At 48.4% G+C, this 12960-nt stretch carries 11 protein-coding genes and 1 pseudogene; 8 read left to right on the top strand and 4 right to left on the bottom strand.

What is annotated here, in order from left to right; all coding sequences use genetic code 11:
- Positions 1-19 precede the first annotated feature (19 nt).
- Genes EST55_RS08795 through EST55_RS08810 form a run of 4 tightly spaced genes read left to right on the top strand, consistent with a single transcriptional unit; the run spans position 20 to position 2325 of the window.
- Entirely contained in the window at positions 20-577 is a 558-nt protein-coding gene (locus EST55_RS08795) for a YqgE/AlgH family protein (protein ID WP_100691454.1), read from the top strand.
- Entirely contained in the window at positions 574-1008 is a 435-nt protein-coding gene (gene ruvX, locus EST55_RS08800) for a Holliday junction resolvase RuvX (RefSeq protein ID WP_129497184.1), read from the top strand. The genes EST55_RS08795 and ruvX overlap by 4 nt, the downstream gene beginning before the upstream one ends.
- 37 nt (positions 1009-1045) lie before the next feature.
- Positions 1046-1336 carry a hypothetical protein gene (locus EST55_RS08805; protein WP_088767455.1) on the top strand — a complete coding sequence of 97 codons (291 nt, stop codon included), beginning with the start codon at positions 1046-1048 and terminating at the stop codon, positions 1334-1336.
- A gap of 20 nt (positions 1337-1356) precedes the next feature.
- Positions 1357-2325 (top strand): hypothetical protein, encoded by a 969-nt coding sequence (locus EST55_RS08810; protein ID WP_240665285.1) that lies wholly within the window; start codon positions 1357-1359, stop codon positions 2323-2325.
- A 12-nt stretch (positions 2326-2337) separates the two neighbouring features.
- On the opposite strand, the gene EST55_RS08815 is transcribed toward EST55_RS08810, so the two are convergent.
- Positions 2338-3726, bottom strand: coding sequence for a PhoH family protein (locus EST55_RS08815; protein ID WP_129497185.1), 1389 nt, complete (start codon positions 3724-3726; stop codon positions 2338-2340).
- Positions 3727-3873: 147 nt separating this feature from the next.
- Between EST55_RS08815 and rapA the strand changes: the two genes are divergently transcribed.
- The 3 genes from rapA to EST55_RS08830 are packed head-to-tail and all read left to right on the top strand — an operon-like array spanning position 3874 to position 8028.
- Positions 3874-6534, top strand: a complete 2661-nt coding sequence (gene rapA, locus EST55_RS08820) for an RNA polymerase-associated protein RapA (RefSeq protein ID WP_129497186.1) — start codon at positions 3874-3876, stop codon at positions 6532-6534.
- The gene (locus EST55_RS08825; protein WP_129497187.1) at positions 6534-7190 is read left to right on the top strand and encodes a pseudouridine synthase; all 657 of its coding nucleotides are present in this window, start codon (positions 6534-6536) and stop codon (positions 7188-7190) included. The genes rapA and EST55_RS08825 overlap by 1 nt, the downstream gene beginning before the upstream one ends.
- A 46-nt stretch (positions 7191-7236) precedes the next feature.
- Complete coding sequence (locus EST55_RS08830) at positions 7237-8028, top strand: DUF3530 family protein (RefSeq protein WP_129497188.1); 792 nt, start codon at positions 7237-7239, stop codon at positions 8026-8028.
- 3 nt (positions 8029-8031) lie between these two features.
- Here the strand turns inward: EST55_RS08830 and djlA are convergent, their stop codons facing one another.
- Genes djlA through EST55_RS08845 form a run of 3 tightly spaced genes read right to left on the bottom strand, consistent with a single transcriptional unit; the run spans position 8032 to position 10672 of the window.
- The gene (gene djlA, locus EST55_RS08835) at positions 8032-8868 is read right to left on the bottom strand and encodes a co-chaperone DjlA (protein WP_129497189.1); all 837 of its coding nucleotides are present in this window, start codon (positions 8866-8868) and stop codon (positions 8032-8034) included.
- A complete protein-coding gene (murU, locus tag EST55_RS08840; protein ID WP_129497190.1) occupies positions 8865-9539 on the bottom strand; it encodes an N-acetylmuramate alpha-1-phosphate uridylyltransferase MurU in 675 nt (224 codons plus the stop codon). The genes djlA and murU overlap by 4 nt, the downstream gene beginning before the upstream one ends.
- Positions 9536-10672 carry a phosphotransferase gene (locus tag EST55_RS08845; protein ID WP_240665286.1) on the bottom strand — a complete coding sequence of 379 codons (1137 nt, stop codon included), beginning with the start codon at positions 10670-10672 and terminating at the stop codon, positions 9536-9538. The genes murU and EST55_RS08845 overlap by 4 nt, the downstream gene beginning before the upstream one ends.
- A 120-nt stretch (positions 10673-10792) precedes the next feature.
- Here EST55_RS08845 and lptD point away from each other — a divergent pair.
- A pseudogene (gene lptD / locus EST55_RS08850) lies at positions 10793-12955 on the top strand (LPS assembly protein LptD); the annotation flags it as partial.
- Positions 12956-12960: the final 5 nt, after the last annotated feature.

The raw sequence follows: 12960 nt of genomic DNA on the forward strand, positions 1-12960 counted from the left end.
TAAGGAGTCGGTGAATCGGATGAACAGCTTACAAAACCATTTTTTGATAGCAACCCCTATGCTGAATGATCCAGCATTTAAGCGAACCGTGACTTACATTTGTGAGCACAACGAAGATGGCGCTATGGGGCTTGTCATTAATCAACCTGCCGAACTTAGTGTGACCTCGCTGCTGGATAAGCTGGAAATTGTTTACCCGGAGAATAACGAGTATCTGCAAGGTCAGGTTTATCAAGGCGGCCCTGTCGGTCGTGAGCGTGGTTTCGTCATTCACCCGCCACAAGACAACTGGCGCGCCAGCATGAAAATGAGCGACGATATTATGGTCACGACCTCGCGCGATATTTTAGAGGCATTAGGCTCATCGGCCGCGCCACAGCATTTTTTACTGACCTTGGGGTACGCTGGCTGGGAAGCGGGTCAGCTGGAAGAAGAAATGGAAGACAACTCCTGGTTAGCCATACCGGCCGACCCGGAACTCCTGTTCAATACGCCTGTTAGCGAGCGTTGGCAAAAGGCCACAGAGCAACTCGGCTTTGATGTTTGGAAGCTGGCACCTGATGTAGGCCACGCATGAGTACGGTTATCGGCTTTGACTTTGGCACCAAAAGCATTGGTGTCGCCGTCGGCCAACGCATTACCGGCACGGCCTCACCGCTTAGCGCATTAAAGGCAAAAGACGGCATTCCCAATTGGGACACTATTGAGCAGCTATTTAAAGAGTGGCAACCCGAGCAATTGGTTGTCGGCCTGCCATTAAATATGGACGGAACAGAGCAGCCACTCACCCAGCGCGCGAAAAAGTTTGGCAATCGATTGCACGGGCGTTTTGGTTTGCCGGTCGCCTTTCAGGACGAGCGACTCACTTCTACCGCCGCGCGCGAAGAATTATTCAACGCAGGAGGGTTTAAGAAACTCGATAAAGGACTTGTCGATAGTCAAGCCGCGCTATTAATTGTCGAGGATTTCTTGAGCAGTTATTTGCCAACAAGCGATAATTCGTTATAGTGTGCTCAGTAATCAGTTGATGTGACAGGAGCTGACCTTGTTTGGTAACGAAGAACCGTATTCAGTTACGGGCAATACAATTCTCTTAAAAGACGAAAATAAAAAACTTCTCTTAATCACCGGCGCGAAATACGACAACATTCTCGTATCACGCAGCGGTGTTGAGTTTACTGATTTGCCGCCAGAGCGTCGCCCTGGACTCCGGCTGGTCTCTTTATTAGAAGTCTTTAAGAAAGAAAAAACCTACTTTTTTGTCCGTGCGGGCGGTGTCGAGTACCAAATCGACCTTAAATTCGAAGAAAGCCCCATTACGGAAATGAAGTTTTAAGGGTTAATAGGAAAGCCAGCGTGACACGTCATAATGATGCGTTTGTCTGGCTTTCTTTTGTATTTCTGCTGCTATTCCCCATTGGCAGCTTTGCCCAGTCTTTTTTTCAACTCAATGAACAAGATAATCAGCTTCACTTTTCGTATCACTGGGACGACTTCGACGGCAATCAAAACACCATCGAGTTCTCCGCCAATAAGAAAGACTTTCTGGCACCATTAAAGCGTTATCGAGGATTTAATCTTGAACGAAGCCAGCGCGAATTAAGCCGACAGCTCAACCGATACATTCGTCAGCAACAATGGCGTGGCATTCAAGCCAAATTAACACCCCGCCAGCAAAGTGTTGAGCTGATAACCAGTAGAGCCAGAAGTCGGGAGCAACAAGCTCAGCTTGAGCAATACAAGCAGCGGCTGCGCGAATATTACAATGAACGTTGGGTCGATTATCTGGACTCCAATTTTTACGAAACTATCTCCCTACCGCCCGGACAACAGGGAATCATTCCTGATCACGCCGCTATAGCCAGTGAAATGGCGTCCGTTATTAAGCCGCTCATCAATGCGATTGGCGAGCAGTTGGGTAACAACACCCAACGCAACTACATCAACTATGTAACCAGCTTTTTACAGCATATTCCATATAATGACTTAAGCAGCAAACTTGATAGCCGAGGCGATGGTTTCGTGCCACCGAACCAACTGATTTACTACAATCAGGGCGACTGCGACAGCAAAGTCACGTTAATGACAGCCATTATGCGCAACATCATTAACAACGCTCAGATGGCCATTATTTACCTGCCCGACCACGCCGTTTTTGGCATTAATATGAGTAAACGTGACAGTGACGCCACCATTGAGCACGATGGTATTCAATACGTTTTGGTTGATGTAACCGGCCCCGCCGCTATGCCAGCGGGAACCGTCAGCGAGGAAACCGAATTTCACATTCGTACCGGTCAGTACACCGTAAAACCGGTCAATTAAAGCTCTTCTGGGCTATAAATGCTCTTCTGCAAATTGCGCAAGTGAACTACGAACAACGCCATTTAGATTAATGGTGGCACTGCCCGGGTAGTCTTTAAAACGCTCCACAATGTACGTAAGTCCCGACGTCACCGCCGTTAGGTAATAGCTGTCTATTTGCGCCAGGTTTCCCGATACAATCAATTTAGTGTTCTCCCCACAGCGGGTGATTAGTGTTTTAAGCTGTGAAGCGGTTAAGTTTTGTGCTTCATCCAAAATGACAATGGCATTTTGAATACTGCGGCCACGCATAAAATTCAACGACTTAAACTGAATGTTCGCTTTTTTCATAATGTAGCTCAGGCTCGACTCCATACTTTCGTCATGCTTATGCAGAGCTTCCAGCGAGTCTGTAATCGCCGACAGCCAGGGCGCCATTTTTTCTTCTTCCGTACCCGGCAAGTAACCTATCGACTCAGCTATTTCCGGCGTATTACGGGTCACGATAATCTTTTCATAAATGCCCTGCTCTACCACCATTTGTAGCGCCGCAGAAAGCGCTAAAAACGTCTTACCACTGCCTGCCGGACCGGTCAGCACGACCATATCCATGTGCGTATCAAGCAACGCGTGCAGCGCCATTGCCTGATAAATATTTTTAGGACGTACTCCCCAGGCGTCGTAAGACATCAGACGCTCAACGCCCAAGTCCATCAGCGTCACAGAGTCATTGTCGTAACTATCCACCCGCGCGGCAAAATGATTGGTCTCGTCAATAATGTATTCGTTAGCAAATATCTGCGGCAGCAACTCACGTCCTACCGTGTGGTAAGCGTCACGACCTTCCTGATGCGTTTCAACCTCACCAACTTGTGACCAGAAGTCCCCTTCGAATTTATAAAAACCTTTGGTCAACAGGCGTATATCGTCAATGAGCTGGTCAGTGCGGTAATCTTCGACATGCTTCATGCCTGCGCCTTTGGCTTTCAGGCGCATATTAATGTCCTTTGTGACCAACACAACCGCCGACGGTGCTTTATCCTTCTGAATTTCCAGCGCAGCCTGAATAATGCGGTGGTCGTTCTCGGACAAGGACAGCACGGACTCATTTTGCTCGAGCTGGTAGTCCGGGAATATCGCCAATGTTCCCTGGGCGTTGTGCTCTCCGTGCATGCGACTGAGTTTCACACCATCAATAATTTCATCCGGCAGAGCCTCTTTCAACGCTTCCTCTAAAGAACGAATGGCAACCCGGGCCTCTCGGCTAACGTCTTTATTTCGATCTTTAATTTTGTCGAGCTCTTCGAGAACCACCATGGGAATAATGACGTTGTGTTCTTCAAAGTTAAGGAAAGCAAGGGGGTCATGCAGCAGAATGTTGGTATCGAGGATGAAGTATTTACCCGCTTTATTTTCAGACATAGGCGTTTACCGTTTGTCGTTATTGTTTAATTACAGCTTAGCCTAAAATTAATGACAAAATAGTGACAGAGAGAAATTTTTTCTCGGAATTTTTCGGCGAATTCAGTACCATTGCCGCCCTTAAATAAAGCGATTGGGAGTTCTGCAGTGAGTGAATTTAGAGTCGGCCAACGGTATCTCAGTGAAACCGAAACAGAAATGGGGCTTGGCCTTATCACACAAGCAGAGGGACGCCATATAACCGTCATGTTTCCTGCTAATGGTGAGGTGCGCTTATACGCCGCACAAGAGGCGCCATTAGTCCGTTACCTGTTGCAGGACGGGCAGCAAGGAAAGCACGCTGACGGCTGGACCTTCATTATTGAAGAGTTGTCTGAAGCGGCAGGTATTGTCACTTACCATGGCAAACGCGAAGACACGCAGGAACAAGTTACCGTTCCTGAACCCCAGTTGTCCTATCAAATTGACAACAATCCGGCATTGACGCGTTTGTTAGCTGGGCAATCTGACCGCTTAGATATGTATCAGTTACGCTGCGAAGCGAATCAGCATCTCGCAGCTTACCAAAACAGCGAAGCTGCCGGGCTTTTGGGCGTGCGTACCCAATTACTGCCGCACCAGCTTTATATTGCTAAAACGGTGGCCGATCGCTACCACCCGCGGGTGTTGCTGGCCGATGAAGTGGGCTTAGGTAAAACCATTGAAGCCGGTATGATCATAAAACGTCGGCTGATGACGGATCGATCTCAACGCGTTCTTGTCGTAGTGCCTGAATCGCTCATGCACCAATGGCTTATCGAGATGCGCCGCCGCTTCGCTTTAAGCTTTACCCTGTTCGACGAAGAACGCTGTGAGCAAGCCGCGGAGGATACCGACAATCCGTTTCTGACTGAACAGCACATTATTGTCAGTAGTGACTTTATTAAAGAGCCCAAATGGCAAAGCGCACTCTCGGACGCTGATTTCGATTTACTTGTCATTGACGAAGCACACCACTTGCAGCCGGACGCTGACGAGTTTGCACAGGTCAAAGCGCTGTGCGAATCCATTCCCGGGTTATTGCTATTAACCGCAACGCCTGAGCAGGAAGGTTCCGAAGGCCATTTCTTACGTTTGCAGCTGCTTGACCCTGATCGTTTCAGTGACTACGAAGCGTTTTTAAAAGAGCAGGAACACTACAAAGGACTCGCGGAGCAGGCTGAGTCTGTGACCGATAATAAAAAGCTTGATGAGCTTCTCGACAAATACGGTACCGGCCGGGTTATGTTCCGCAACCGCCGTGCCGATATAGGCGGCTTCCCTGAGCGTCGTTTTCACGCCATCGAGTTGCCTGAATTTACGCCGGACGCAGACATGCCCTGGTGGATGGATGACCCGCGAGTCGATTGGCTCATTAACCACATTAAAGAGAATCGCAACAGCAAAGCTTTATTAATCTGCAAAACGGCGGAACAGGTACTGGATTTATCGGAAGCATTGCGTGTCCTCGCGGGCGTTCAAGCAGCGACCTTCCACGAAGGCATGACATTAACGGAGCGAGACCGCTCTGCCGCCTTTTTTGCCAGTGAAGAAGATGGCAGCCCGATATTGTTGTGCTCTGAAATAGGCAGTGAGGGGCGTAACTTTCAGTTCGTCAGCCAGCTTGTTCTGTTCGACTTGCCCACCAACCCGGACTTACTTGAGCAGCGCATTGGTCGTTTAGATCGCATTGGGCAACAAAATACAATTGATATTTACCTGCCCTACAACGCCGGCTCTAACGAAGCTATTTTACTGCCCTGGTATGAGCAAGGCATGAACGCCTTTCGTCAGTGCAATGCCATTGGTCGTAAACTCTATGACGCCTTTGGTAACTTCATTGAAACAGCCCTTGAAAAGCATCAGCCCTTGTCGGATGACATCATTCAGCAAACGCAAGAGCTTAGTGAAGCCTGGCGCGAACTGAATAAGCAGGGCCACGACAAGCTACAAGCAATGAACGCCTGTCGGCCTGAACAAGCTGAGCGCATTATTGAACATATCAATACAGACTCAGACGTTGATGCCGTTGCTGACTTTATGCTGGCATTTTGGGATCGCTTTGGTGTGAACAATGAAGTATTGGATGAAAACCGCTGGTTCATTCGTGCCAGCGAACATATGCGCATACCTGGACTCCCCGGCCTTCCGGAAGATGGCATCACGGTCACTTTCGATCGTGTTACGGCATTAAATTTTGAGGATGTCGACTTTCTCAGCTGGGATCACCCGATGGTTCAGGCCGCTTTAGAATTTCTGTCTTCAGACGATTTTGGAAGTACTTGTGTTGCACAAATGAAAAACACCGCTATTCCTGCGGGCGCCTGGTTTCTTGAACTGGACTTTACCAATACAGTGGCAGCACCCGCTAAAACAGCGGTGCAGGAGTTTTGTCCGCAAGGTAACCTGCGCTTACTATTAGATAGCCAAGGCAGAGAGCTATCCGATAAAGTCTCCAGAGAGTTACTTGATCAGCAAGCCAGTTTCCTTGATAAAAAAACCGCTCGCCAAATTCTTAAGCAGTTACGCGGACCGGCACAAGACTTGATACACGATGCTCAGGAGCAAGCGCGTCGCTGGCAGGAAGGCCTCATAAGCGATCAGCGTGCGAAAATCAGTGACACACTGCAACGAGAACTCACACGCCTGGAAGCATTGAAAGACGTTAATCCGTCCGTTCGCGAGTCGGAGATTGAGGCGCTAAAAGAGCGCGAGACGACCCTGCTGACAGCAACCGAGCAACCACAATTATCGCTTACAGCCATTCGTATATTGGTGAATAATCACTGATGGCTTTATTGCATTATCAGCCACCGTTAGAGCCTTATTTAGCCGTCATTTACGAGGACTCTGAATTATTGGTGGTTGATAAGCCAAGTGGGCTGCTCAGCGTGCCCGGTAAGCATATTGAACATCGCGATTCAGTATACACAAGAGCGCAGCGTGTGCTCCCGGAAATTCGGGTTGTTCACCGACTCGACATGGCGACCTCAGGCGTTATTTTGCTGGCGAAAACCCGGCTCGCACAAAGCCATATTAGTCGTCAGTTCCAGCAACGCACCACACAAAAAACCTACATTGCGGATGTATGGGGACAAATGCCAGCACAGCAAGGCATGGTAGAATTACCACTTTCCTGTGACTGGCCGAATCGTCCCCGCCAGCACATGGATTTCGTTACCGGCAAAGACAGCACAACGGGTTACCGCGTGTTAGCAACCCATGAAAAATACTCACGGGTTGAACTCTATCCGCTCACCGGGCGTTCACACCAGCTTCGCGTACATATGCAGGCGTTAAGTTGCCCCATTTTAGGCGACAAGTTTTACGCTCACACTGACGCGTTTAATATGACCGACCGACTGCATTTGCACGCCCACTCATTGACCATTACCCACCCTTTAAGCGAGCAAACCGTTACTTTCACCAGCCAACTGCCTTTTTAGGTCTTTTTATTATCAAGTTCCGGTTTCTGAAGCCGATACTGGAACTATGAAACGTCATTTTCTAATCACCTTTTTGCTGTTTTTCGTCACTGCTCCTGTGTTGAATGCACAGGACGATTTGCAGCGTTACCTTCCCGAGGACCAATTGCATTGGTTGACGGATGGTGACGCTGCGCGCTTTTTAGTCTTAAAAAAAGAGTATTTACAGGCGTTCGAAAGTGGACAAATGACGCTAATTCCCGACTGGCACTATCATCCTTTGCAGTCATTTTACGTCAGTTATTTATATGAAGTGGCTCCCGACTTTGGTTGGACAACTTGGGCGTTAACACCGCCCGATAACACCATTCGCACCGACAATTTGCAAACACCGGCGACGCGCACGCATTTTCCCGAGCACGCAGACGATAGCCTATTCGAGCCATTAGTTACCGCTTTAGAAAAGCGCATCGCCTTATTGCAGGAAGAAACACTCAGCCAGCCTGGCTTTGCCGTTTGGGTAGTAGAGGGGATAACTGCGGATATAACGCTGCGACTACTCGAAAAAACACCATCAATGATGCCGGATGCACTGGTGATAGTGAATGCTTACATTCCTCAGTATCATTTCAACAAAGCACTCTCAGAGCGAATTGCCAAGTCACCGTTGCCTATTCTGGACATTCGAACCGCAGAGAGTAACCGCTGGCTGGAGGCACAATGGTCACTGCGCAAAAAGCTCGCCACCAAATACCAGCACGTTTCGTATCGGCAACGTCAGCTACTGACATCCGGCAACGCCGGTCAAGCCGAGTTACGCTCCACGGTGAAAGGCTGGCTGGAGTTTCACGGGTACTGATAATTAGCGAATATCTCTGTGCTCTTTTACCTGCTCATAAGCCGCTTGGATATCTCTCGCTTTTTGCTGTGCCTGCTTCATCACCTCTTCAGGAAGCCCCTGCGACGCTAACTTATCGGGGTGGTGTCGCGCCATTAACTTCCGGTACGCCTTTTTAATTTCTGCGTTGCTGTTTTTCTCAGTCACACCCAATATTTGGTAAGCGTCTGCTAAATCACTTTTCGTCGACGACTGACGCCCGCCACTTCCCGCATGACTGCGCTGGCGCTGCTGATGAAAACGAAACGCCGCCTTTTCCATGATCAACCATTGGTCAAGCTGGAAGCGCGTGAAGCCTAGCGCTTTTGCCACATCCACCAGTACTTCATGTTCGGCCTTTTCCAGTACGCCATCATTCAGAGCAAGGCCAATCAGCTGTTCCATAAAGAGCTGAAGCACATCTCGGTTGCCATAAAATGATGCGCTGAAATCTTTCATTACTTGTTGCAACGGGAAGGTAGCTTCTTTGCCTTCACGAAAGGCATCTTGTGCTTCTTTGGTCGCATCGGTGCCCAGTTTTAGCTGCTGCATTAAATACTGAGCTTGTGCAATATCGCGCTCAGTAACCCGCCCTTTTGCTTTAGCTACATGTCCCATAACCGCAAATAGGGTATAAATGAAATTCGCATCGCCGGCCGCTTTCTCTGCACCATATAAAAAACGCCCCCAGGCACCTCGCTTAGAAAAGTCCTGAGCCATACCACGGTCAAACCAATGCCCGACCAACGCACCTAAAATTGCGCCCGGCCATTTCATAAAAGCAAACCCAGCCAACGCGCCTATTACTTTTCCCCAAATCATTTCTGTTTTCCTAATTGTTGATTCAGTTGCTCCAGTCGCTCAGGAGTACCCACGTCGGTCCACAAGCCGTCCATAACAGACGCCAGAACTTTTTGCTCAGCCATCGCTTTTTCAAAAAATGGTTTTAATGGGTGCTTCCCTTCAGGATAAGGTTCTAACAACGTTTTTCGGTACAGGCCAATGCCGGCAAAAGTTTTCGAATCCTGCGCTTTTTCTGTCAGGTAGCCATCCTTAACGGCAAAGTCGCCATCCGCGTTATGCGGCGGATTATCAACCATGAGCAAATGCGCCAGCATCTCATCGGGTAATACTTTAGGTACCTCGTTATAGTCCCAGTCCGTCCAGATATCGCCATTGATCACCCAAAACGGTTCATCCCCCAGTAACGGCAACGCTTGAATAATGCCGCCAGCGGTCTCAAGACCGCCCTCTGGTTCTGGAGAAAACGACACCTGTAGCTTCCACTCTGAGCCGTCACCAACGAATTGCTCAATTTGTTCTCCTTTCCAGGCATGATTAATCACCACTTCACGAACACCAGCGCTGGCAAGTTTTTCTAAGTGATAGGTCAGCAAAGGTTTTCCTGCAACGGACAACAACGGTTTCGGTTGATTATCGGTGAGTGGTCGCATGCGCTGCCCGCGACCAGCCGCTAAAATCATCGCTTTCATTGTTGCTCCCACGCCGGTAGTACTCGTTCATTCAACCAGGCGTTGTATTCATTCAGGTCAGTGTAACGCTGGCTAATTCGCTCCAGGTACCCCAGAGTTCTGGGTACGTCCTGCAGGTATCCCGGCTTCTTGTCACGATGTGCTAAGCGGGCAAATATTCCTGCCGCCTTGGTGTGCCGCTGCATACCCATTAAATCAAACCACTGTTGCCACTGAGCTTCATCCGTTTGTGCCGCTAATCGGTTGCTGTCTATCAAACGCTGACGCAAGGTATTACTTAATTCATCGACCAATTCATCCGGCCACTCAATGTAGCAGTCACGTAGCAGCGACACCGCATCATAGGTAATAGGACCCACGACCGCATCCTGGAAATCAATAATGCCAATGCGATCATCATTCAGCAGCATCAAATTTCTGGAGTGATAGTCACGGTGCACGCCAACCTGAGGCTGCGCCAGCGCATTATTTATCATTATGTCGCAAAAACGAGTCCAAATTCGTTCATCATCGGGCTGCCACTCAACCTTCAAATGAGTTCCCAGCAACCAGTCTTTGAAAAGTCCCAATTCGCGCTCTAGTAACGCCTGGTCGAACTTCGGCAAAGCACCTAACCGAGTTTTAGTCACGTCCATAATATGAGGCAGCGCCGCTAGCGCATCGCCATAAAACTGCCGTGCATTGCGCTCATGCAGCTTACTCAGCAACAAAATTTGACCAAAGTCCGACTGCAACATAAAGCCATGCTCAGTGTCAGCGGCCACCACTTCCGGAACCGTCACGCCGGCATCGCGATAGGCTTCTGCGACCGCTAAAAAGGGTTCCATCGGCTCTTTATCAGGAGGGCAGTCAACGGCAATAAGGCTTTCCCGTCCATTGGTTGCGCGAAAATAACGGCGGAAACTAGCGTCTCCAGAGACCACTTCCAACGTTGGTTGTGTTACGCCAGTCTGCAACTCACACCAAGCTTGCAGAGCCAGTTCACGTTTATCTTCCAAAATGCCCTCCAGAAATATACTTTCTTCGCGTAAAACTTGCAGTGTATCAAATAGCGAAACAAACAAAATTGCTTTATTATATTGCCCTTTACGTAGATACAATAATGCTAACAACGACCAAAACGGATGACTCATTTGTTGCTTAGACTTACCACAGTAACGTCGCTGCTCCCTGTCCTGCTGCTATTTCTTTCAGGTTTGGCATCAGCAACGCCACAAAATTCAGTATCTCAACCGTTGGTATGTCAGGTGACGCCTGTTGAAAGCATTGCCGATAAATCCATGCAGCTGCAAGCAATACAAGCGGGCGCAATCGGTGTCGAGTCTCAATCTGCGCGCATTTTATCAAATGACAAAGCTTACTTTGAGGGTAACGTCATTATCCAGCACAACGGGCAGTGGCTATCTACTCAGGCAGCAACTCTCGATCAGCAAAAAGGTCAAATTGAGGCCAGCAATGGCATTAACTTCAGCGATGGCTACTTAAATGTCAGTGGCGAATCGTTGTTTTTAGACTTAAACAGTAATGAGGCTCGGCTTTACTCCAGTGACTACAGGCTGACCAACGTAAACGCTCGTGGGCACGCTGAGCTGCTTTCTTTATCGCAGCAAAACGTGCTGCTGCAAGACTCCAGCTTCACCACCTGCCCTGGCGAAACTCCCGCATGGCAGCTACGCGCAGAGCGGATTGAAATAGACGAGAACAGTGACTTTGGTGAGGCCTGGCACGCACGTTTTGAACTCTTTGACGTTCCTATTCTTTATTTGCCCTACTTCAACTTTCCAATAAGCGATGCACGCAAAACAGGGTTTCTCTACCCCACTTTCGACTCGTCTTCTAATAATGGTTTCGAAGTTGAAGTACCTTACTACTTTAATATAGCGCCAAATATGGACGCCACGATAGCGCCCATCTATATGTCTGAACGCGGCACGATGTTCTCCGGAGAGTATCGCTATTTATTTGAAGAGAGCGCAGGCCAATTAAATCTGGAATACTTAAATAATGACCGTGCTATCGCAACCGAAGAAAGCCGCTACCTTTGGCATGTTCAGCACAAGACGCAATTTAATGAGCAATTAAGCCTGTACCTGGATGGTACGCAAATAAGTGACGATAACTACTTAAATGATTTTGGCAGCGACTTTGCCGGACGCGCAGATACTCACCTATACCGAGTGGCTCAGCTTGATTACATCAACGAAAACTGGACAGCCCAGGTCCGAACCGAAGACTACGAGATTTTGGGTGATTATCTCAGCCCATATAGAACACTGCCGCAAATCAGTCTGAGTTATGAACAAAACAAATTCACTGGTTTTAGTACTAACTTATACACTGAACTGACCTACTTTCAGAACCAAGACAAGGCCAGTAATTATGCGACTCGTGCCCACGTTGAGCCCAGCGTTAAATATCGCTATGAAAAACCCGCTTTTGACACTGAAGCAGAGCTGTCTTACCTATTTACTCGTTACCGCCAGCAAAGCGACGATGCCCGACTAGACGACGATGTCACACGGGCATTACCGAGATTACGTTTACAAGCTCAGCTGCATTTAGAGCGGGAAGCCAGCGACGGATACCGTCAAACGCTGTCACCGCAAATTCAGTATTTGTATGTGCCTTACGAAAACCAACAGAACATCGGCATTTACGACACGGCCTTATTACAAGACGACTATTACGGCCTGTTTCGCAGCCGCCGTTTTTCGGGGCTTGACCGAATTGCGGAAGCGAATCAGGTAACATACGGGCTCACAACTAGTCTATTCTCGGATAGCGAACGCGAAGTGTTAAGAGCCAGTCTGGGCCAAATATATAACATCGAAGACAGTAGAACAGAACTTCTCATCGATGAAACGGACGAGCCAACCTTTACCTCCAGTAACAGCGAATGGGTAGCAGATATCAACTGGGCTATGACTGACGAGTGGTCACTGAAAAGTTCGATTCAATACGACACGGAACTTAATAGCACACGCAAGAGTCAGACCGCACTGGAGTATCGAAAAAACAGCAGCAATTTAGTGCAAGTGAGTCACCGTAAGGCGACTAATATTTTAAATAACGACATTGAACAAATTGGTACTCAGGCAGTGTTTGCTGCCAGTAAACAATGGCAAGTCGCTGCAAATGTATTTTACGACTTAACACACGATCGGGTAAATGATGCTATGGTAGGCGTCCAATACAGCAATTGCTGCTGGGCTGTTCGCGTCAGTGCTTATCGAAGAATAAATCGTGATCTTGAACCGGCCTTTAACAATGCGACGATTAACGCTGACACCGAGTTTGACAACGGTATTAGCATACAATTTATTATTAGCGGTTTAGCCTCTGACAATCGGGGGCTGATAGATATGCTCGAGAAAAGTACGTACGGTTATCGCCGTCCTTTTTATCTCAGTAACTAGTGGTA

Source organism: Idiomarina sp. 29L (genome assembly GCF_004123135.1).
In the GTDB taxonomy this organism is placed as follows: domain Bacteria; phylum Pseudomonadota; class Gammaproteobacteria; order Enterobacterales; family Alteromonadaceae; genus Idiomarina.